Genomic DNA, 20370 nt, shown 5'->3' with positions numbered 1-20370 from the left:
GGATTTGAGAACTTTTAATTGAATAACAACGCATCTCAAAGAGATGGGGATTGTTGTTATTCGTCAGCTTTCCAAATTGTTAAAGAGCTAGATTCATTTAAGAACCATTTTTAAAGATTCTATTTCAAGAACACTTAAAGATGGTGGAGCTAAGCAGGATCGAACTGCTGACCTCCTGCGTGCAAGGCAGGCGCTCTCCCAGCTGAGCTATAGCCCCATCAGGTGTTGATACTGTGTGCCAATCCCCTTAGGGGAGTCGAACCCCTGTTACCGCCGTGAAAGGGCGGTGTCCTAGGCCTCTAGACGAACGGGACAATAAACCTGAGCTACAGACCCAGTATCGTCTCTTAACGTGTATAAACACATCAATCTGTGTGAACACTCATCGCAATAATCATCGTATAAGGAGGTGATCCAGCCCCAGGTTCCCCTAGGGCTACCTTGTTACGACTTCACCCCAGTCATGAACCACAAAGTGGTGAGCGTCCCCCCGAAGGTTAAACTACCCACTTCTTTTGCAGCCCACTCCCATGGTGTGACGGGCGGTGTGTACAAGGCCCGGGAACGTATTCACCGTGGCATTCTGATCCACGATTACTAGCGATTCCGACTTCACGGAGTCGAGTTGCAGACTCCGATCCGGACTACGACGCACTTTTTGGGATTCGCTCACTCTCGCAAGTTGGCCGCCCTCTGTATGCGCCATTGTAGCACGTGTGTAGCCCTACTCGTAAGGGCCATGATGACTTGACGTCGTCCCCACCTTCCTCCGGTTTATCACCGGCAGTCTCCCTGGAGTTCCCACCCGAAGTGCTGGCAAACAAGGATAAGGGTTGCGCTCGTTGCGGGACTTAACCCAACATTTCACAACACGAGCTGACGACAGCCATGCAGCACCTGTCTCAGAGTTCCCGAAGGCACCAATCCATCTCTGGAAAGTTCTCTGGATGTCAAGAGTAGGTAAGGTTCTTCGCGTTGCATCGAATTAAACCACATGCTCCACCGCTTGTGCGGGCCCCCGTCAATTCATTTGAGTTTTAATCTTGCGACCGTACTCCCCAGGCGGTCTACTTAACGCGTTAGCTCCGAAAGCCACGGCTCAAGGCCACAACCTCCAAGTAGACATCGTTTACGGCGTGGACTACCAGGGTATCTAATCCTGTTTGCTCCCCACGCTTTCGCATCTGAGTGTCAGTATCTGTCCAGGGGGCCGCCTTCGCCACTGGTATTCCTTCAGATCTCTACGCATTTCACCGCTACACCTGAAATTCTACCCCCCTCTACAGTACTCTAGTCTGCCAGTTTCAAATGCAATTCCGAGGTTGAGCCCCGGGCTTTCACATCTGACTTAACAAACCACCTGCATGCGCTTTACGCCCAGTAATTCCGATTAACGCTCGCACCCTCCGTATTACCGCGGCTGCTGGCACGGAGTTAGCCGGTGCTTCTTCTGCAGCTAACGTCAAATCCATACGCTATTAACGCATGAACCTTCCTCACTGCTGAAAGTACTTTACAACCCGAAGGCCTTCTTCATACACGCGGCATGGCTGCATCAGGCTTGCGCCCATTGTGCAATATTCCCCACTGCTGCCTCCCGTAGGAGTCTGGACCGTGTCTCAGTTCCAGTGTGGCTGATCATCCTCTCAGACCAGCTAGGGATCGTCGCCTTGGTGAGCCCTTACCTCACCAACTAGCTAATCCCACCTGGGCATATCCTGACGCGAGAGGCCCGAAGGTCCCCCTCTTTGAGCCGAAGCTATTATGCGGTATTAGCCATCGTTTCCAATGGTTATCCCCCACATCAGGGCAATTTCCCAGGCATTACTCACCCGTCCGCCGCTCGACGCCGTTAACGTTCCCCGAAGGTTCAGTTAACTCGTTTCCGCTCGACTTGCATGTGTTAGGCCTGCCGCCAGCGTTCAATCTGAGCCATGATCAAACTCTTCAATTTAAGATTTTGTCGGCTCAATGAATACTGAACATTACATAAAGTAATGTTTGAATTGACTGTGCTGAATCTTTCGACTCAATGGTCACTTCGTTTCATTGAAACCTAAATTGTTTCCGAAGAAACTATTTGGATTATCATCAACGAGTGCCCACACAGATTGATAGGTTTATATTGTTAAAGAACATTGCTTTTCGAGAAGCTTTTCTCTCAAAGCGGAGGTGAATTCTAGCGAGTTAATTTGAAGAGTCAAACACTTTTTCAAATTTATTTTTTAGTAGTTTTTCACCTCGCTGACAATTGCTGAAGCCTTGTAGCATCTGCCGTGTCAGTGGGAGCGCATTATAGACGGTTGGTTATAGAGATCGACATCACATTGGCAAGCCCTTTTTGGTGTTTTTTTTGATTTTTTTATTGTTTGTGTATTTTCTATTCAAAACCACCTGTTTTTGCCACTTTTATAGCCTTATTATGGCAATTCTCCTCTAGGACAAGGAAAAATGATGACCTCTTTACGCAGTTACAAAGGTATAAAGCCACAACTAGGTGAACGCGTCTATATAGATAGTAGTTCGGTGTTGGTTGGAGATATTAAGATTGGCGACGATTCGAGTATTTGGCCCCTGGTCGCTGCTCGCGGCGATGTGAACCATATTCATATCGGTGAGCGCACTAACGTTCAAGATGGCTCGGTTTTGCACGTTACCCATAAAAATGCTGAAAATCCCCAAGGCTACCCGCTTATTATCGGCAACGATGTCACCATTGGCCACAAAGTCATGTTACACGGGTGCACTATTCATGATCGTGTACTGGTTGGGATGGGCGCGATAGTCCTCGACGCCGCTGTGATAGAAGAGGAGGTCATGGTAGGTGCTGGTAGTTTAATCCTACCAGGCAAAGTATTAGAGAGTGGCTATCTTTATGTGGGCAGCCCAGTCAAACAAGCACGCCCCTTGAATGATACAGAGCGCGCATTCTTACAGAAATCCGCCGATAACTATGTGCAGAATAAAGAGGACTATCTTCACCAGGTGAAAGACATCAAGCCATAACTTCTATTTGGCCTAAGCTATTGTACTCTTCGTCCTCTATCAAACCTTCAGCAAGCTCCTCAAGATCAAAGCGGTATTGAGCAAACACCGCCAGAGCTTGCTGTTCATCGCTAACGGTTTGCCCAGACAGTTTTTCCAACGCTCGTTTAGAGACGATACACTCGATCAGTGCGCCACTTTGCTGGGCTGGAAAGCTTATGACTTGAGACTCTGCCTGCCAAGCCTGTATATCTGGGAACAGGATAGATTGATTCAAGGTTTACATCCCTTCTAAATTCTTACGCAGTTCGCGCAAAATCTGTTTAGTGCCCGGCCTCAACCCGCGCCACAACAGAAAACTTTCCGCGGCTTGGCCGACTAACATGCCTAAACCATCGTAGGCCGCCGCTACTTTATTATCTAAAGCCCATTGATTAAAGGCTGTCTTGCCAGCGCCATACATCATGTCGTAGGCATAAGTCTGTGGAGTAAAGATGTTGGCTGAAATCGCTGGCAACTCGCCGCTCAAGCTCGCCGATGTGGAATTGATCACCACATCAAAGCCATCGTGAACCTCCGACATCGCAATTGAACGAACCTTTCCATATGGTGAAAACAGCTCTTGTAATTGATGGGCTTTTGCGAGCGTTCGATTGGTAATGATGATTTCGCTTGGCTGCTGGTCGATCAAAGGTTTTAACCCCCCTCGAGCCGCACCACCAGCCCCAATCACAAGGATGCGCGCACCTTTAAGTGGTACTTGATATTGCAGTAAGTCCTGTACCAGCCCTTCGCCATCGGTGTTATCACCAATAATTTCACCATCATCGAGTTTTTTTAATGTGTTTACCGCTCCAGCCAATTGCGCTCGCTCGGTGAGTCGCGTAGCAAATTGGTAGGCATCCTCTTTGAACGGTACTGTCACATTACAACCTTTACCACCATCGGCAAAAAACGCTTTGGCTGCGCTGGTAAACTCTCCAATTGGCGCGAGTTCCGCGGTATAGATGAGAGGCTGGTTTGTCTGACGAGCAAATAGGGTATGGATGAAAGGCGATTTGCTGTGGGCGATGGGATTACCAAAAACGGCGTAACGATCTATTTGCTGTGTCATATCCATACCTGGAGAAATAAAAAGGCCAACTCAATTGAGTTGACCCTATCACTATCTACACGAGGAAGAAAGCCTTACCACTCTCTTGGTTTGAGGTAGTGATCATAGAGCTCTGCTTCCGGTGAGCCCGGCTCAGCGTGATATGCGTATTCCCAGCGCGCTAGAGGTGGCATCGACATCAGAATCGACTCAGTACGCCCACCACTTTGTAGGCCAAATAGGGTGCCACGGTCATAGACTAAGTTAAATTCAACGTAACGACCTCGGCGATACAACTGGAACTGACGTTCACGTTCACCGTATGCGGTCTCTTTGCGACGCTCCACTATCGGCAAATAGGCTTGGGTGTAACCTTCACCTACTGCTTTAATATAGTCAAAACACTTGTCAAATGGCCATTGATTGAGATCATCAAAGAATAACCCGCCGACTCCACGCGTCTCATCACGGTGGGGAAGATAGAAGTAGCGGTCACACCAAGCTTTGTGTTCTGGATAAACCTCACAGCCAAAAGGCGCACACACTTCTTTGGCTGTGTTATGCCAATACTGTGCGTCCTCTTCAAACGGATAAAAAGGGGTGAGGTCAAAACCACCACCAAACCACCAAATGGGTTCCTCGCCCTCTTTTTCTGCAATAAAGAAGCGCACATTGGCGTGTGAAGTTGGCACATAAGGGTTGTTAGGGTGCATCACCAAAGAAACGCCCATCGCTTCGAAACGACGTCCGGCGAGCTCGGGCCGATGTGCCGTCGCTGATGCCGGCATCTCTTTACCTTGCACATGAGAGAAGTTAACTCCTCCTTGCTCAAAGACCGCCCCATCTTTCATGACTCGCGTTCGACCACCGCCACCCAATTTTTCGCCAGGTTCTCGATGCCATGCATCTTCAACAAATTGGGCTTGGCCGTCTATTTGTTCGAGTTGATGACAAATTGAATCTTGTAGCGTCATCAAGAACTGCTTGACCGCTTGCTTATCTATCGCTGACATACGATTTCCTTTACTACGCAGGGTTATCCCTGTCTTAATACTTGTGAGGTTCTGGCATCACGAATTTCACTCGGCTTAATTCGACCACCAGTTTGCCCTTCTAGCACAGCAGCCAAGTAAGGACCCAACTGCTGATGCACCTGCTCTGCTGTCGCGCAAGGTGGAAGACCGGCTAGGTTTGCGCTGGTAGAGGTTAACGGCTTTGCAAAGGCATTACACATCTTTTGTACTAAAGGATGATCCGTCACACGCACCGCAACCGAATCGTGTTGACCACGCACCCAAATCGATACCTTGTCGCTGCAAGGCACTACCCAAGTTATCGGGCCAGGCCAATCACGTTTTATCGCATCGAGCTGGTCGGCACTCAAGGACTGCTCATCGATATACGGCTTTAATTGCTGATAATTCGCCGCGATTAAGATTAAACCCTTATCCACCGAGCGCTGTTTGATTTCCAGTAACTTTTTGATGGCATCTGGGTTGTCTGGATCGCACCCAAGGCCAAACACCCCTTCCGTTGGGTAGGCGATCACCTCACCCTGTTGTAGCGCCTGTAGCGCTTGGTTAAAGTTGTCCAACCAAAGCTTCCTGTCGTGTCCTGTTTTGACTAGTCTACAAACAAATTCCATCGATCGCGAAGGCTTCTAGCTTACGCCCTCATCATTCAACGACAAACCCAGCGCAAACGTTTGCTTAAGCTTAATTTACCCGTATAATGCGCAGCAAACCAATTGCTCATCCAATTTAAGCAGCTTTGAAGGAGTTTGAGATGAAAGTCGGGATCATCATGGGTTCAAAATCAGATTGGCCAACCATGAAACTAGCCGCGGAAATGCTAGATAAATTTGGAGTCGAATACGAAACCAAAGTGGTCTCAGCGCACCGTACCCCTCAACTGCTTGCCGACTACGCGACCAGCGCCAAAGAACGTGGCCTAAAAGTGATTATCGCTGGCGCTGGCGGCGCTGCGCACTTGCCGGGCATGGCCGCAGCCTTTACATCGCTACCTGTCCTTGGCGTTCCCGTTCAATCTCGCGCACTAAGTGGTCTGGATTCGCTTTATTCTATTGTTCAGATGCCAAAAGGTATCGCAGTAGGCACTCTAGCGATCGGTGAAGCAGGCGCGGCGAACGCGGGTATTCTGGCGGCGCAAATTCTGGGCACTCATGATGAAGCTATCATGGCGAAAGTTGAAGCGTTCCGCGCCGAGCAAACGGAAACGGTTCTCGCTAACCCAAATCCAGCAGAGGACTAAGTTGATGCATGTTTTAGTGTTAGGCGCAGGCCAACTGGCACGCATGATGTCGCTAGCTGGCGCCCCTCTTAACATTGAGATTTCAGCCTACGATGTCGGCAGCGAAACGATTGTTCATCCACTCACACAAGCCGTGATTGGCCACGGTCTGGATAACGCCATCGAGCAAGCCGATGTGATCACGGCGGAATTTGAGCATATCCCTCATGACATCCTCGATGTATGTGAGCAAAGCGGTAAGTTCCGACCATCAAGCGAGGCCATCAAAGCCGGGGGCGATCGCCGTATCGAGAAATACCTCCTCGACCAGGCCGGTGTTCGCAACGCTAAATACGCGGTGATTAAAAACCGAGAAGATTTCGACCTTGCGATCAAACATGTCGGCATTCCTATGGTATTAAAAAGTGCCTTGGGTGGTTACGATGGCAAAGGGCAATGGCGACTCAAAGATGCCGCTCAAGCAGACACTATCTGGGCTGAAATGGCCGACTGTATTGCTGCTAGCGACACGCAGGCCATCGTTGCCGAAGAGTTTGTGCCCTTTAACCGTGAAGTGTCTCTCGTTGGGGCTCGAGCAAAAAACGGAGACATCGCTGTCTACCCGCTAGCAGAAAACATTCATACCAATGGTGTGCTGACGCTTTCAACAGCGATTTCTGATACCGAGCTGCAAGCACAAGCTAAAGCGATGTTTGCAGCAGTCGCTGAGCGACTCGACTATGTGGGCGTGTTAGCGCTGGAGTTTTTTGATGTCGATGGCACTTTACTGGTTAATGAGATTGCACCACGGGTCCACAACTCAGGTCACTGGACTCAGCAAGGCGCGGAAACTTGTCAGTTCGAAAACCACCTGCGCGCCGTTTGTGGTTTGCCATTGGGCAGCACCAAACTGATTCGCGAAACCTCTATGATCAACATCCTAGGCGAAGACAGCTTACCTGAAGAAATACTGGCAATGGATGGTGTTCATCTTCACTGGTACGGCAAAGAGAAACGTGCTGGTCGCAAGATGGGGCATATCAATGTGTGTGGCGATTACAGCGGTGAATTGCAACGCAAACTGTGTGCGCTCGCTGATGTGTTAGACAAAGAGGCATTCCCTGCTGTTCATGAGTTTTCAGCCAACTTTGTCGAATAATTCAGTTCATTGATATCAATAGCAAAACGGCGCTCGATGCGCCGTTTTTTTAATCTTGTTGAAGGTGATGACACTTACGATCAGCGCACTGCCTTTTGACGCCACTGGCTAGCTTCTTCTCAACTAACAGTGGAAAACCACACTTCTCACATTGACCTGCAATTGGCGGTTGATTAACCGCAAACTTGCATTTAGGGTAGTTATCGCAGGCATAGAAAACCTTACCAAAGCGGGTTTTACGCTCGACCAAATGACCTTTAACGCACTCTGGGCAAAGATGATGCTCTGGTTGCTGCTGTTCTTGCTTAGGCTGATCCAGCGATTCGATATGATGACACTCGGGATAGTGACTACAACCAATAAACATCCCATAACGTCCCTGACGTAACACCAACTCATTGCCACATTCTGGACAGGCAACACCAAGCTCCTTGATGATGTGGCCATCATTTTGGTGCAAAGGCTTAATGTAATCACACGTAGGGTACTGATCACAGCCTAAGAAAGGGCCATGTTTGCCATGACGAAGGTGAAGTTCGCCGTTGCGTTGCTCTTGCTGACACTTAGGACAAGCTTGATGTTCCAAAGCATGTTCATGGGCCGAGAACAGTTGACTGTCTATTTTGTTACTCATATCGACTCTTGAGGATTAGTGCAGAATACCTTGTTCCTTGGTATACAACAGCTCTTCCATTAGCGTATAAGCATTTTCATTACCAGGCACATTAAACAGCACCATCAGTACGATCCACTTGAGGTCATCGAGCTCAAATTCGTCCGTTTCTAAGCCCATAATACGATCGATGACCATTTCTCGCGTTTCTGTGCTTAACACGTTCACTTGCTCGAGAAAAGTCAAAAAGCCGCGACATTCAATGCTCAAACGTTCACACTCTTTCGCGGTGTAAATACGTGTCGAGTTTGAAGCGCTGCAGACTGAAATCGCAGAGTGGGTTTCACTTTGCTGCAGTGCCGCTAACTCTTCTAGCCAGACAAGGGCTTTATAAATGTCTTTTTGATGAAAACCAGCGCGAAGAAGCTCTTCTTCTAGCTCATCTTGATTGACCTGTAACTCTGCATCGCTATGGATGTAAGTCTCGAATAGATACATTAGGATATCCATCATCATAGCTAGCCCCTCCCCTTACGAATATAGCCACCGGTAACTGCAACAACATGCCCTAGGAGCTCAAGCTCCAAGAGCTGCATCATGACTTCCTGCACAGGTATATTGGTCCTGTTTGCAAGAATATCAACTGGTGTAGCCTTACTTCCTACGTTAGCTAACAGTGAAGCAAATGGCAATTGTTGTTTGGTCGCTATTTCTTGTTCAAAAAGCGGCAGTTGCGTTTGACTTGACCAATCGAGTAGCGAGTGCAGTTCATTTAAGATGTCTTCGACGCTAAGCACTAAGCAGGCACCCTGTTTAATCAAAAGGTTACAACCCGTTGCTTGCGGGTTGTGTATCGAACCAGGCAACGCAAATACCTCTCGGCCTTGTTCAAGGGCATAGCGCGCCGTGATCAACGAGCCGCTCTTTTGCGCCGCCTCGACCACCAACACCCCAAGCGACAAACCACTGATGATCCGGTTGCGGCGTGGAAAGTGATCGGCTTTGGGCTTAGCGTTGGGATGAAACTCGGAAATGAGCGCCCCGCCACCAGCGACAATTCGCTCAGCTAGGTCACGATGACGCGCTGGATAAAGGTGGTTAAGCCCGCAGCCTAGCACCGCCAAGGTTGATCCTGCGGCTTGCAAAGCGCCATCATGAGCATAACCATCTACTCCCAATGCCAATCCACTGGTTACCGCCAATTGTTGCTCCACCAGCGCCTTTGCAAAACCGCGTGCACTATTAAGCGCATCAAGGCTCGCATTTCGGCTGCCGACGATGGCCAATTGAGGCAATGACAGCGCCTCAACCTTACCCTTGACAAATAACACGGCAGGTGCGGCCGACACTTGACGCAATTGCTGCGGATAGCCGCTATCGGTGTGCAGTAAAATGCGATGCGCAGAGGCGGCTTGCTGCCACTCCAAACACGGTTCCACCTCTGATAACGCCCGATGACGCAAAAATTCTCTCTGTTTAATCGTCAAACCCAGCGCTTGCATCGCCGTCGATGTCGCCGTAACAATATTGACAGGGGAGTCGTGAGCAAGCAGTTTGTGAAACGTTTTGGGGCCGATGCCGGGCGTAAAATAAAGCGCAAGCCAGGCGGCAAGAGGTTGTGCAAACATAAACGATTGGACACCAGTGATTAGAGCGGAGAGAGCCAATGCCAAATTTCACCGGACCACATTTACTGACAATGGTCGCCATTTACTCTATCGAACAGAAGGATGAATCTGAAACACAGGCCGTTCAAAAAACGTTTTGATGCTGTCATTTGGCGTCTAAAATGTCTAGAATTGAGCCAACGAGGTTTATCCTGATCCAGCACAGTTCAACATTTCGAGTGTATATGTCTGTATTACAAGTATTAACATTCCCAGACGATCGCCTACGCACGGTGGCAAAACCGGTAGAAAAGGTGACTCCTGAGATTCAAAAATTAGTCGATGACATGATTGAAACCATGTACGACGAAGAAGGTATTGGCCTAGCCGCAACTCAAGTGGATGTCCACCAACGCATCGTGGTGATCGATATCTCCGAGACACGTGACCAACCTATGGTTCTGATCAACCCAGAAATCATCGAAAAACGCGGTGAAGATGGCATTGAAGAAGGCTGTTTGTCTGTTCCTGGCGCACGCGCACTCGTGCCACGTGCTGCAGAAGTGACGGTCAAAGCGCTCAATCGTGATGGCGAAGCGTTCACATTTGAAGCCGATGATTTGCTCGCGATTTGTGTTCAGCACGAGCTCGACCACTTAGAAGGCAAATTGTTTGTCGATTACCTTTCACCGCTAAAGCGTAAACGCATCCAAGACAAGCTGGCTAAGATCAAACGCTTCAATGAGAAAAACGCCAAAGCGTAACCGCTAACCAATAGAAGGAAGGTACCTTGAGCAAACCTTTGAAAATTGTTTTTGCTGGTACTCCGGATTTCGCCGCCCGTCACTTGGCGGCGTTGTTGTCTTCGGAGCACGAGATTATTGCCGTTTATACCCAACCAGATCGTCCTGCAGGTCGAGGTAAAAAGCTGACAGCAAGCCCGGTAAAAAATATCGCTGTTGAGCATGACATTCCGGTATACCAACCAGAAAACTTCAAATCGGATGATACGAAACAAGAGTTGGCAGACCTCAATGCCGATCTGATGGTGGTGGTGGCTTACGGCCTGCTTCTCCCTCAAGCCGTGCTCGACACACCTAGACTTGGTTGTATTAATGTCCACGGTTCTATCCTTCCACGCTGGCGCGGCGCGGCACCGATCCAACGCTCTATCTGGGCAGGTGATCAAGAAACGGGCGTCACTATCATGCAGATGGATATCGGCCTTGATACAGGCGATATGCTGAAAATTGCCACCCTGCCGATTGACGCGACGGACACGAGCGCATCCATGTATGAAAAGCTTGCTGAGCTTGGCCCACAAGCCTTGGTTGAATGTCTGACAGACATCGCTAATGGTACAGCGGTAGCAGAAAAACAAGATGACGAACTCGCCAACTACGCGAAGAAACTAAGCAAAGAAGAAGCACGTATTAACTGGAGTGACGACGCAGCCCACATTGAACGCTGTGTTCGCGCTTTCAACCCATGGCCAATGAGCCACTTTGAAGCAGCAGAGAACAGCATCAAAGTTTGGCAAAGCCGTGTTGAAGAGCAAACTTCAGCTAAGCCTGCTGGCACCATTTTGCAAGCTGATAAATCTGGTATCTATGTCGCTACTGGTAATGGTGTATTGGTCTTAGAGCAGCTACAAATCCCAGGGAAAAAAGCGATGCCTGTACAAGATATTCTCAACTCTCGTGCAAGCTGGTTTGAAGTGGGTAGCGTACTTAGCTAATCCCCGTTCGAGCCTGACCATTTGGTGCAGGCTCACTATTTACGAACTTTTCGAGGGCAGAGATGCTCTCGCACCATTAAGGTACTCAATATGAATGTTCGCGCTGCTGCAGCCAACGTCCTATTCCAAGTGGTCGATAAGGGTCACTCTCTTTCCAACGCACTTCCTGCGGCTCAACAAACCATCAAACCTCGTGACCATGCACTGCTGCAAGAGATTTGCTATGGCGCACTGCGTTACTTACCGCGCTTAGAGTCAATTGCCAACGAGTTAATGGATAAACCGCTAAAAGGTAAGCAACGTGTCTTCCACCACCTGATTCTGGTGGGTATCTACCAACTTAGTTTTATGCGTATTCCGGCGCACGCTGCCGTGGGTGAAACCGTTGAGGGCACTAAAACCCTGAAAGGTCCGCGCCTACGTGGCTTGATCAACGCCGTGCTACGTAACTACCAGCGTAATCAAGAAGAGTTAGACGCTTTGGCCGTGAGCCATAATGCCGGAAAATACGGTCATCCAAGCTGGCTACTTAAGCTTCTGCAGCAAAGCTACCCAGAGCAATGGCAAAGCATTGTCGAAGCGAATAACAGCAAAGCACCAATGTGGCTGCGCGTAAACCATCAGCACCACTCGCGCGATGAGTACCTAGAATTACTTAAAAATGAAAACATTGATAACACGACTCATAGCGAAGCCAAAGACGCCGTAAAATTGGCCGCCCCGTGCGACGTGACTCAATTACCAGGCTTTGAAAAAGGTTGGGTATCGGTGCAAGACGCCGCCGCTCAGTTATCCATCAACTACCTAACGCCTCAAGATAGCGATCTAATATTGGATTGCTGCGCAGCGCCGGGCGGAAAAACCGCCCATATTTTAGAGCGCACTCAGGGCTGTGATGTGGTAGCGATTGATTGCGACGATAGTCGACTCAAACGAGTTCACGAGAACTTGCAGCGTTTGAACCTCAAGGCCAAAGTGATTTGCGGTGACGCACGAAATCCACAAGATTGGTGGCAAGGCGAGCAATTTGATCGCATTCTACTTGATGCGCCTTGTTCAGCGACCGGGGTTATCCGTCGTCACCCGGACATTAAATGGTTACGTCGCGCTGATGACATAAATGCACTGGCTGAGCTACAAAGCGAAATTCTGGATGCGATGTGGCTGCAACTGAAGCCAGGGGGCACTCTAGTGTATGCGACCTGTTCGATTACGCCTCAGGAAAACAAAGAGCAAGTAAAAGCTTTCCTTGCCCGCACCCCAGACGCTCAATTACAAGGTTCAGACGTCGATAACCCTGGACGCCAAATCTTACCTGGCGAAGAGGATATGGATGGTTTCTATTACGCCATCCTAACGAAGAACGCGTAAGTGATATGGCGGCAGTGCTCCTGTCGCCTTTTTAAGTAGTTAAACGAGAAAACGCTATGAAAATCATCATTCTTGGTGCAGGTCAGGTTGGCGGCACATTGGCAGAAAACCTAGTCGGTGAAAATAACGATATCACTATCGTTGACCGTGATAGCGACCGCTTACGTGAACTGCAAGACAAGTATGACCTTCGAGTCGTCAACGGCTATGCCAGCCACCCAGATGTGCTTCGTGAAGCGGGAGCCCAAGATGCCGATATGCTGGTCGCGGTGACCAACATGGATGAAACCAACATGGCCGCGTGTCAGGTCGCCTTCTCTCTGTTTAACACACCCAACCGAATCGCTCGAATTCGCTCACCACAATACCTAGCCGAAAAAGAAGCGCTGTTTCAATCTGGCGCAGTTCCAGTTGACCACTTAATCGCACCTGAAGAGCTAGTCACCAGCTATATCGAGCGTTTGATTCAATACCCAGGTGCCCTGCAAGTCGTCAGCTTTGCCGAGCAAAAAGTCAGCTTAGTCGCAGTGAAAGCCTATTATGGAGGCCCGCTCGTCGGCAATGCGCTGTCCGCTCTGCGCGAACACATGCCGCATATCGATACTCGCGTCGCGGCTATCTTCCGTCAAGGCCGACCAATTCGGCCACAAGGTACGACGGTCATTGAAGCCGATGATGAAGTGTTCTTTGTTGCCGCCAGTAACCATATTCGTTCGGTCATGAGTGAGCTGCAACGCCTCGAAAAACCTTATCGGCGCATTATGATCGTCGGCGGGGGAAATATCGGTGCCAGTCTCGCTCGTCGCCTTGAACACTCTTACAGCGTCAAACTGATTGAACGCAGCTATCAACGCGCCGAAAAGCTATCCGAAGAGCTAGAAAACACCATTGTTTTCTGTGGAGATGCCGCAGACCAAGAGCTGTTAACCGAGGAAAACATCGATCAAGTCGATGTGTTTATCGCCCTAACCAACGAAGATGAAACCAACATCATGTCGGCGATGCTCGCCAAGCGTATGGGCGCCAAAAAAGTGATGGTGTTAATCCAACGCGGCGCTTATGTCGATCTCGTGCAAGGTGGCGTGATCGATGTGGCCATTTCGCCGCAGCAAGCTACTATCTCAGCATTGCTGACGCACGTTCGCCGCGCTGATATCGTCAATGTGTCATCACTGCGCCGCGGCGCGGCAGAAGCGATCGAGGCGATTGCCCACGGTGATGAGACCACATCCAAGGTAGTTGGCCGCGCGATTGGCGACATCAAGCTACCGCCAGGGACAACCATAGGGGCGATTGTTCGCGGCGACGAAGTGCTGATTGCCCATGACCGGACTGTCATTGAGCAAGATGACCACGTAGTGATGTTCTTGGTCGATAAAAAGTACGTACCCGACGTCGAAGCGCTGTTCCAGCCGAGTCCATTTTTCCTCTAAGGCAACGCTATGGTTAACTTGCGCCCGGTACTGTTTGTTATAGGGCTGGTGCTCTCTAAGCTGGCACTGTTTATGTATGTACCTACCATAGTGGCATTTGTCACAGGTACATCCGGCTTTCTTGAGTTTGGTCAAGCGGTGCTAATCACCCATTTAGCGGCGTTCATCTGCTTGACCATTGGCCGCACCAAAGCGTTCAAGCTCAGTGTTAGAGACATGTTCCTGATCACGAGTTTGGTATGGACCATCGCCAGCGCGTTCGCCGCGCTGCCCTTTGTATTTATCAACCACATCAGCTTTACCGACGCCTATTTTGAAACCATGTCTGGCATTACCACTACAGGCTCTACCGTGCTCAGTGGGCTCGATAACATGGCCCCGAGTATTCTACTGTGGCGTTCTATCTTGCAATGGCTTGGCGGCATTGGCTTTATCGTCATGGCGGTGGCTGTACTTCCAATGCTCAACGTCGGTGGTATGAAGCTGTTCCACACTGAATCATCAGATTGGTCAGATAAAAGCAGCCCAAGAGCCAAAACGGTTGCCAAAAATATCGTCGCGGTTTATTTAGCTCTCACCGGCCTGTGTATTGGTGGCTATATACTGACAGGCATGAACCTGTTTGAAGCGATAAACCACGCCTTTACCACCCTATCCACGGGTGGCTATTCCACTTCAGATGGTTCAATGAACCATTTTTCCAACGGTGCTCACTGGGTTGCTACGCTTTTTATGTTTCTCGGTGGCTTGCCATTTCTACTGTTTGTCGCCGCCATTCGCAAACGCAGACTCAATGAACTGGTCAACGATGCTCAGGTGCGCGGTTTTAGCTACCTGTTCCTCACTTCAAGTATCATTATTGCCGGATGGTTAGTCATTCGTGATGGCTATACGCTACTCGATGCACTGCGAGTATCCATGTTCAACATCGTTTCGGTGGTCACGACAACCGGGTTTGGCCTCGAAGACTTCACCGCTTGGGGCGCGCTGCCGACCACGCTGTTTGCCTTCTTGATGATGGCTGGCGCTTGTTCCGGTTCAACCTCTGGCGGGATTAAGATTTTCCGTTTTCAAATCGCGGTGACGCTACTCAACAAACAGATGATGAAGCTGATCCACCCTTCCGGCGTGTTTGTTCAACGCTACAATCACCGCCCGGTCAACGATGATATTGTCCGTTCGGTGGTGGCTTTCGGCTTAACTTTCTTCATCACCATTATTGCGATTGCAGGAGGCTTGAGTGCGATGGGGCTCGACCCTATCACCAGCATTTCCGGCTCCATTACCGCGGTCGCGAATGTCGGCCCAGGAATGGGCAGTGTGATTGGCCCGACGGGTAACTTTGCGCCACTGCCCGATGCGGCAAAATGGTTACTCAGTTTGGGGATGTTAATGGGACGACTAGAGATCTTAACCTTACTAGTGCTCTTCTTCCCGGCCTTCTGGCGACGTTAAGGAATCAATATGAAAATAACCTTTGGACTTTCATGTCTGCTACTCAGCGGCATGGCCTGTGCGACACAAACAATCACGCTTGATGATGGACGCCAAGTTCAGCTTCACGATGACTTCACCTGGCAATACGTTATCGAGGCGCAAGAAAAGGAGTCAAACTCCACGGCAACTATCCCGGTGAAACCTGTGGCCACCATTCCTGTGATCAATCGACAGGTGGATAGCGTTGTTACCCTCGGTAGTCAAAAGCCAGTCATGCAACTTTCTGACTCTGGTGTGGATCTGCTTTTACGCTCAGCCCAGTACCTATCGGGGCAGCTAGTGATTGAGACATCGCTGACCAATCAAAGTACACAGTCGGTCGTGTTAGTCGACCTTGAGTTGGCGTTAATGGATATGGCGGGCAAAGTTCTAGCAACGCAGACTGTCTCAGTGTGGACTTCCATTAAGCGCCTTGCCGATACTTACTTACGCCCACAACAAGCGGTCGAAGGTAAAACGATCACATGGGATGTGGCGCGCGCCGAGCAGTATCAAATCAAGGCAAAAATCATCAAAGTTGAAACTCGTTAAACGGGCTCGACAAACAGATAAATAGCCAAGAAGTGGCAAGCGCACCCAGCCAAAACAAATCCGTGCCAAATCGCATGGTTATATGGGATGCGCTTGGCGACGTAAAAGATAACCCCTAGCGAGTAGACCACGCCACCTAGCGCCAACAAGGTTAGCCCCCCAATCGACAAGGTGATCGCCAGTTGATACACCACAATCAATGACAACCAGCCCATGATCAAGTAAGTCGCAAGCGAAAGCTTTTTAAAACGATAGACAAACGCCAGCTTCATGATGATGCCAAACAGCGCGATACCCCAGATCACCGCCATTAGCCCCATTGCGAGTGGAGTACGTAAACTCACCAGAAGAAACGGGGTGTAACTGCCCGCTATCAATAAGTAGATCGCACAGTGATCAAACGTCTTTAATGCACGTTTGGCTCTCTGATGAGGTATCGCGTGATACAAGGTGGAGGCCAGAAATAGCACGATCATGCTCGCCCCGTAGATGGCCATACTGGTGATGGTCAACGCATCGGCGTCGTGTTGAGCCGACTTCATCAATAACAAAATCAGGCCAACAATACTCATTACCATCCCAATAGCGTGGGTCAGTGTATTGGCAAACTCTTCTTTGGCACTGTACTGAGGGGAAGGGGTAGCAGACATCAACACCATACTCCGAGTCAAATTTAGAATAATGACTCAAGAGTATGGCACATTAAGCTTACACTTGTAAGCTGAAACTAGTTAAGTTTTGGTTAAGAGTGCTGGTCGAGGTATGCGAGGACTTGTTGGCCAGCCTCTTGTGCAGAAGTATGCAATGGAATCGCCAATTGACGTTTAAGCTGGCCGATGCCAAGCAGGCTTGCGAGCATGCCCTTTGCCCCTTCGCGATGGCGATCTATTTCAAACCACATCTGCAATTCTTCATCGCTGCGATAAGCGACAACCTCCAACTCCCGCCAGCGACCATGAAAAGGCCCGGTGGTCGGCACAAACTCAAACTCCTGGACAAACGGTAAGGCAAACCCGTCGACTTCTTCACACTCCACCTGACGAATGCGCAACCCTTGCTCTTCCAGCGCAGCAAAAATCCCATCGAGAAGCGCATCCGGTCGCACGGTCAAAATATCCGTGTCAGTTGGATCTTTGGCCATCGCAATATCTAGCCCAGTTTCCAGCCACACTTTAGAATCACCCACGGTGACTGGGGTGTTCCACGGTACATCGAGCTCGACGTTGAAATCGCGTGTCTCGCCAGGCTTGATGGTAAATGCATAAGGTAGCGACCACTTAGCTAGCACATAGTTTTCGGGTACTCGACGCATTCGGCTTGAGTGATGTTGGTTCTTGTCATGGTCGGCAGGGACCTCTTTGATGTATCGACAGTAGAGCTTAAGATCGATGTTATCGATCTCTTGTTCAGTCGAACCGCCATAAACATGAATAGTGATATTGACCTTTTGCCCCGGATACAGCACTTCTTGCTGCAATACGGAATCAACTTTTGCAGAACCTATCCCAAAACTCGCCAAGGTTTTTTTGAATAACGACATACATACCTCCATGGCATCAACGAGACAATCTAGAGATGTCCATACTAATCTGCATCACGGTAACACGACTAGTGACTTGTTCACATAATTGTAGTGGATTGCAATCGATTATTTATCGACCAGTCAAACTGTTAGTGCTAATCTATTTATTGATATGCGTGCATATCGATAACCCTGATTAATTATTTGGATTGGCGTAAGCCAGAAAGAGCCAAACTTCAGCGATGAAGCTCAACTCATAGTTAATTAGGCCATTACATTGGCAATGGATATGCCTGACAGTTAGGTAACTTAATGCGCCCAACAGCAGTCAGGTTTTCGCACACTAACCGCAGTGCGATGCGCCGTCGCAGTGGCTTTGTCGCCGCTCCAACGGCAAAAAAATCTGCTCCGGCAATGACTTTGGTCGAAAAAGCAGCCGTCATGGCTACAGCTACAACCAAGGTTGTTCAAGCAGCATAATTAAAAAGCGCAGTACTCACTGCGCTTTTTTCTTACCTTCCAAGACTCAATTTGATACCTTTGGCGACAAATCATTATAAAAAATGTGGAGAAAGCCGATGAAATGCCATCGAATTGAAGAACTGCTCGAGCTACTTGAACCAGAGTGGCAAAAAGAGCAACAGATGAATCTGCTTCAGTTTATCGTCAAACTGGCCCAGGAGGCGGGCTACCAAGGAAACTTGGAGGATTTAACTGATGATGTTCTGATTTATCACCTTAAAATGCGTAATAGTGATAAAGATGAGATGATTCCAGGGCTAAAGAAAGACCAAGAAGACGACTTCAAAACGGCGATTTTGCGCGCCCGTGGTCTGATTGACTAGCCGCGCAGTCCAGTTTCGAGAGCGACCGATGTGTCGCTTTTTTTATGCCCACTGCGTATCACAGCAGAAAACTGTTAGGCGATTTATTTATAGAACTGTTGTGCACTTTGTTGTTAAAGGTTGATAGCCTTAAAGAAATAAATTTGTTATCGGGTATATAATCGCCGTCCATAAGAAGTTACTAAAATATTAAATCACCAAAATATCGAGCGAGAACAATACAAATCTCGCCACTTAGCCTTAAAAGGAAGCGCAATGAGTCGGGATAAAATTGATATCAAAGATGTGACTCCCAAAACCTTTAACCCCAAAACTCACAAAAACAAAGGGGATAGGTTTAACCCTAGCAATCGAATCTACGTTCGCGAAAGCAAAGGCACATTCCAAACGCTGCGCCGTTATGGCGGTTGGTTTCTACTGGTGCTGTTTGGTATGGTGCCATGGATCCCATATGGCGAACGCCAAGCGATTTTGCTTGATATCGGCAATCAGCAATTTAACTTTTTCGGTACCACACTCTACCCACAAGATTTAACCTTGCTGGCACTGCTATTTATGATTGCGGCCTTTGGTCTCTTCTTTCTCACCACTTTCTTAGGGCGAGTCTGGTGTGGCTACCTATGCCCGCAAACTGTGTGGACCTTTATGTACATCTGGTTTGAAGAAAAGCTAGAAGGCAGTGCCAATAAACGCCGCAAACAAGACTCGAGCAAACTCACCGCCAACTTGGCGATGCGCAAAACCGCCAAACACCTCGCTTGGTGGGCAATCGCGCTGGCCACGGGTTTTACTTTCGTGGGTTACTTTGTGCCAATGAAAGACCTGGTCGTCGACTTCTTTACCTTAGATGCCGAGTTCTGGCCGGTATTTTGGGTGCTGTTTTTTGCCGGTTGTACCTATGCCAATGCCGGTTGGATGCGCTCAATTATGTGTGTTCACATGTGTCCTTACGCCCGCTTCCAATCCGCGATGTTCGATAAAGACACCTTCATCGTCGGTTACAATACCAAGCGCGGTGAAACTCGCGGCCCACGATCGCGCAAAGCCGATCCGAAAGCATTAGGCCTTGGGGATTGTATCGACTGTGATTTGTGTGTGCAGGTGTGCCCTACCGGGATTGATATTCGCGATGGCCTTCAATACGAGTGCATCAACTGTGGTGCCTGTATCGATGCCTGTGACAACACCATGGAGCGGATGGGCTACGAAAAGGGGCTGATCAGCTACACCACCGAACATCGCTTGTCTGGCAAACATACCAAAGTCGCACGCCCCAAACTGCTCGGCTATGGCGCCGTGTTGCTAGTTATGATCGGCCTGTTCTTTGTCCAAGTCGCCAGTGTTGACCCAGCCGGTTTAAGCGTCCTGCGCGATCGCAACCAGCTATTTAGAGTCAATGGCCTGGGGGAGATAGAGAATACCTACACGCTCAAAGTCATCAACAAAACTCAGCAGGCACAAGAGTATCGTCTCAGTGTTGAAGGGCTCAGCGATGTTTCATGGTACGGCAAACAAACCATCCAAGTAGCGCCAGGTGAAGTGCTCAACTTACCGATGAGTTTAGGGGTGAATCCAGATAATCTTAGCTCTCCGGTTTCGACAATTCAGTTTATACTCTCCGATAGCCAAGACTTCACTATTGAAGTAGAAAGCCGCTTTATCAAGAAACTCTAAGCGCAATCTACTCACAAGTATGGAAAGGGGTTCAGCAATGAACCCCTTTTAT

General features: G+C 49.1%; 21 protein-coding genes, 2 tRNA genes and 1 rRNA gene. 12 read left to right on the top strand and 12 right to left on the bottom strand.

Going from position 1 to position 20370, the window contains the following annotated elements:
- Window positions 1–141 precede the first annotated feature (141 nt).
- The 3 genes from FCU94_RS03095 to FCU94_RS03085 all read right to left on the bottom strand — a co-directional run bounded on the left by FCU94_RS03095 (window position 142) and on the right by FCU94_RS03085 (window position 1954).
- A tRNA-Ala gene (locus tag FCU94_RS03095) sits at window positions 142–217 on the bottom strand.
- Window positions 218–241: 24 nt separating this feature from the next.
- Window positions 242–312, bottom strand: a tRNA-Glu gene (locus tag FCU94_RS03090).
- A 90-nt stretch (window positions 313–402) separates the two neighbouring features.
- Window positions 403–1954 (bottom strand): 16S ribosomal RNA (locus FCU94_RS03085).
- A 500-nt stretch (window positions 1955–2454) separates the two neighbouring features.
- Between FCU94_RS03085 and FCU94_RS03080 the strand changes: the two genes are divergently transcribed.
- Window positions 2455–3006 carry a gamma carbonic anhydrase family protein gene (locus tag FCU94_RS03080; protein ID WP_176287596.1) on the top strand — a complete coding sequence of 184 codons (552 nt, stop codon included), beginning with the start codon at window positions 2455–2457 and terminating at the stop codon, window positions 3004–3006.
- Here the strand turns inward: FCU94_RS03080 and FCU94_RS03075 are convergent.
- From FCU94_RS03075 to FCU94_RS03060, 4 genes are all read right to left on the bottom strand, one after another.
- A complete protein-coding gene (locus tag FCU94_RS03075) occupies window positions 2996–3262 on the bottom strand; it encodes a DUF1488 domain-containing protein (RefSeq protein WP_176287087.1) in 267 nt (88 codons plus the stop codon). The genes FCU94_RS03080 and FCU94_RS03075 overlap by 11 nt on opposite strands.
- A gap of 3 nt (window positions 3263–3265) precedes the next feature.
- The gene (gene aroE / locus FCU94_RS03070) at window positions 3266–4099 is read right to left on the bottom strand and encodes a shikimate dehydrogenase (RefSeq protein ID WP_176287086.1); all 834 of its coding nucleotides are present in this window, start codon (window positions 4097–4099) and stop codon (window positions 3266–3268) included.
- 74 nt (window positions 4100–4173) lie between these two features.
- Entirely contained in the window at window positions 4174–5091 is a 918-nt protein-coding gene (gene hemF, locus FCU94_RS03065; protein WP_176287085.1) for an oxygen-dependent coproporphyrinogen oxidase, read from the bottom strand.
- A gap of 23 nt (window positions 5092–5114) precedes the next feature.
- Window positions 5115–5672, bottom strand: a complete 558-nt coding sequence (locus FCU94_RS03060; RefSeq protein WP_176287084.1) for an L-threonylcarbamoyladenylate synthase — start codon at window positions 5670–5672, stop codon at window positions 5115–5117.
- A gap of 191 nt (window positions 5673–5863) precedes the next feature.
- Here FCU94_RS03060 and purE point away from each other — a divergent pair, with 191 nt between their 5' ends.
- Together purE and FCU94_RS03050 are read left to right on the top strand one after the other, a co-directional pair.
- A complete protein-coding gene (gene purE, locus FCU94_RS03055; RefSeq protein WP_176287083.1) occupies window positions 5864–6349 on the top strand; it encodes a 5-(carboxyamino)imidazole ribonucleotide mutase in 486 nt (161 codons plus the stop codon).
- Window positions 6350–6353: 4 nt separating this feature from the next.
- On the top strand, window positions 6354–7487 hold the full coding sequence (locus tag FCU94_RS03050; protein ID WP_176287082.1) for a 5-(carboxyamino)imidazole ribonucleotide synthase: 1134 nt from the start codon (window positions 6354–6356) through the stop codon (window positions 7485–7487).
- Between the two features lie 49 nt (window positions 7488–7536).
- Here the strand turns inward: FCU94_RS03050 and FCU94_RS03045 are convergent, their stop codons facing one another.
- Genes FCU94_RS03045 through dprA form a run of 3 tightly spaced genes read right to left on the bottom strand, consistent with a single transcriptional unit; the run spans window position 7537 to window position 9728 of the window.
- On the bottom strand, window positions 7537–8121 hold the full coding sequence (locus FCU94_RS03045) for a DNA topoisomerase family protein (protein ID WP_176287081.1): 585 nt from the start codon (window positions 8119–8121) through the stop codon (window positions 7537–7539).
- A 15-nt stretch (window positions 8122–8136) separates the two neighbouring features.
- Window positions 8137–8616: a DUF494 family protein gene (locus FCU94_RS03040; protein WP_176287080.1), complete on the bottom strand. Its 480-nt coding sequence runs from the start codon at window positions 8614–8616 to the stop codon at window positions 8137–8139.
- A 2-nt stretch (window positions 8617–8618) separates the two neighbouring features.
- Window positions 8619–9728: a DNA-processing protein DprA gene (gene dprA, locus FCU94_RS03035; protein ID WP_176287079.1), complete on the bottom strand. Its 1110-nt coding sequence runs from the start codon at window positions 9726–9728 to the stop codon at window positions 8619–8621.
- 224 nt (window positions 9729–9952) lie between these two features.
- Here dprA and def point away from each other — a divergent pair, with 224 nt between their 5' ends.
- The 6 genes from def (at window position 9953) to FCU94_RS03005 (ending at window position 16277) form a co-directional block, all read left to right on the top strand.
- Window positions 9953–10471, top strand: coding sequence for a peptide deformylase (gene def / locus FCU94_RS03030; RefSeq protein ID WP_217906335.1), 519 nt, complete (start codon window positions 9953–9955; stop codon window positions 10469–10471).
- Window positions 10472–10497: 26 nt separating this feature from the next.
- The gene (fmt, locus tag FCU94_RS03025) at window positions 10498–11445 is read left to right on the top strand and encodes a methionyl-tRNA formyltransferase (protein ID WP_176287077.1); all 948 of its coding nucleotides are present in this window, start codon (window positions 10498–10500) and stop codon (window positions 11443–11445) included.
- 90 nt (window positions 11446–11535) lie between these two features.
- Window positions 11536–12816 (top strand): 16S rRNA (cytosine(967)-C(5))-methyltransferase RsmB, encoded by a 1281-nt coding sequence (gene rsmB, locus FCU94_RS03020; RefSeq protein ID WP_176287076.1) that lies wholly within the window; start codon window positions 11536–11538, stop codon window positions 12814–12816.
- A 56-nt stretch (window positions 12817–12872) separates the two neighbouring features.
- Window positions 12873–14249 (top strand): Trk system potassium transporter TrkA, encoded by a 1377-nt coding sequence (trkA, locus tag FCU94_RS03015; RefSeq protein WP_176287075.1) that lies wholly within the window; start codon window positions 12873–12875, stop codon window positions 14247–14249.
- A 9-nt stretch (window positions 14250–14258) separates the two neighbouring features.
- Window positions 14259–15704, top strand: a complete 1446-nt coding sequence (locus FCU94_RS03010) for a TrkH family potassium uptake protein (protein WP_176287074.1) — start codon at window positions 14259–14261, stop codon at window positions 15702–15704.
- A gap of 9 nt (window positions 15705–15713) precedes the next feature.
- The gene (locus FCU94_RS03005; RefSeq protein WP_176287073.1) at window positions 15714–16277 is read left to right on the top strand and encodes a DUF3157 family protein; all 564 of its coding nucleotides are present in this window, start codon (window positions 15714–15716) and stop codon (window positions 16275–16277) included.
- Here the strand turns inward: FCU94_RS03005 and trhA are convergent.
- Window positions 16274–16927, bottom strand: a complete 654-nt coding sequence (trhA, locus tag FCU94_RS03000; RefSeq protein ID WP_176287072.1) for a PAQR family membrane homeostasis protein TrhA — start codon at window positions 16925–16927, stop codon at window positions 16274–16276. The genes FCU94_RS03005 and trhA overlap by 4 nt on opposite strands.
- A gap of 92 nt (window positions 16928–17019) precedes the next feature.
- The gene (locus tag FCU94_RS02995; protein ID WP_176287071.1) at window positions 17020–17817 is read right to left on the bottom strand and encodes a sporulation protein; all 798 of its coding nucleotides are present in this window, start codon (window positions 17815–17817) and stop codon (window positions 17020–17022) included.
- A 294-nt stretch (window positions 17818–18111) separates the two neighbouring features.
- Between FCU94_RS02995 and FCU94_RS02990 the strand changes: the two genes are divergently transcribed.
- From FCU94_RS02990 to ccoG, 3 genes are all read left to right on the top strand, one after another.
- Window positions 18112–18279 (top strand): hypothetical protein, encoded by a 168-nt coding sequence (locus FCU94_RS02990; protein ID WP_176287070.1) that lies wholly within the window; start codon window positions 18112–18114, stop codon window positions 18277–18279.
- A 98-nt stretch (window positions 18280–18377) separates the two neighbouring features.
- A complete protein-coding gene (locus FCU94_RS02985) occupies window positions 18378–18644 on the top strand; it encodes a YihD family protein (protein WP_176287069.1) in 267 nt (88 codons plus the stop codon).
- Between the two features lie 255 nt (window positions 18645–18899).
- Window positions 18900–20318, top strand: coding sequence for a cytochrome c oxidase accessory protein CcoG (gene ccoG, locus FCU94_RS02980; protein WP_176287068.1), 1419 nt, complete (start codon window positions 18900–18902; stop codon window positions 20316–20318).
- The last annotated feature ends 52 nt before the right edge of the window (window positions 20319–20370 follow it).

The organism is Vibrio sp. JPW-9-11-11 (assembly GCF_013369335.1).
Classification (GTDB): Bacteria; Pseudomonadota; Gammaproteobacteria; order Enterobacterales; family Vibrionaceae; genus Vibrio.
The sequence above is the reverse complement of the archived record's forward strand: the minus strand, read 5'-3'. Positions and strand labels throughout refer to the sequence as shown.

Bases quoted from the DNA above. Each gene is read 5' to 3' on its own strand.
- FCU94_RS02985 (WP_176287069.1), top strand. From the start codon at position 18,378: ATGAAATGCCATCGAATTGAAGAACTGCTCGAGCTACTTGAACCAGAG.
- FCU94_RS03040 (WP_176287080.1), bottom strand. From the start codon at position 8,616: ATGATGATGGATATCCTAATGTATCTATTCGAGACTTACATCCATAGC.
- hemF (WP_176287085.1), bottom strand. From the start codon at position 5,091: ATGTCAGCGATAGATAAGCAAGCGGTCAAGCAGTTCTTGATGACGCTA.
- FCU94_RS03010 (WP_176287074.1), top strand. From the start codon at position 14,259: ATGGTTAACTTGCGCCCGGTACTGTTTGTTATAGGGCTGGTGCTCTCT.
- FCU94_RS03005 (WP_176287073.1), top strand. From the start codon at position 15,714: ATGAAAATAACCTTTGGACTTTCATGTCTGCTACTCAGCGGCATGGCC.
- trkA (WP_176287075.1), top strand. From the start codon at position 12,873: ATGAAAATCATCATTCTTGGTGCAGGTCAGGTTGGCGGCACATTGGCA.
- FCU94_RS03045 (WP_176287081.1), bottom strand. From the start codon at position 8,121: ATGAGTAACAAAATAGACAGTCAACTGTTCTCGGCCCATGAACATGCT.
- FCU94_RS03050 (WP_176287082.1), top strand. From the start codon at position 6,354: ATGCATGTTTTAGTGTTAGGCGCAGGCCAACTGGCACGCATGATGTCG.
- FCU94_RS02995 (WP_176287071.1), bottom strand. From the start codon at position 17,817: ATGTCGTTATTCAAAAAAACCTTGGCGAGTTTTGGGATAGGTTCTGCA.
- purE (WP_176287083.1), top strand. From the start codon at position 5,864: ATGAAAGTCGGGATCATCATGGGTTCAAAATCAGATTGGCCAACCATG.
- def (WP_217906335.1), top strand. From the start codon at position 9,953: ATGTCTGTATTACAAGTATTAACATTCCCAGACGATCGCCTACGCACG.
- FCU94_RS03080 (WP_176287596.1), top strand. From the start codon at position 2,455: ATGACCTCTTTACGCAGTTACAAAGGTATAAAGCCACAACTAGGTGAA.
- dprA (WP_176287079.1), bottom strand. From the start codon at position 9,728: ATGTTTGCACAACCTCTTGCCGCCTGGCTTGCGCTTTATTTTACGCCC.
- trhA (WP_176287072.1), bottom strand. From the start codon at position 16,927: ATGTCTGCTACCCCTTCCCCTCAGTACAGTGCCAAAGAAGAGTTTGCC.
- ccoG (WP_176287068.1), top strand. From the start codon at position 18,900: ATGAGTCGGGATAAAATTGATATCAAAGATGTGACTCCCAAAACCTTT.
- FCU94_RS02990 (WP_176287070.1), top strand. From the start codon at position 18,112: ATGCGCCCAACAGCAGTCAGGTTTTCGCACACTAACCGCAGTGCGATG.
- aroE (WP_176287086.1), bottom strand. From the start codon at position 4,099: ATGACACAGCAAATAGATCGTTACGCCGTTTTTGGTAATCCCATCGCC.
- rsmB (WP_176287076.1), top strand. From the start codon at position 11,536: ATGAATGTTCGCGCTGCTGCAGCCAACGTCCTATTCCAAGTGGTCGAT.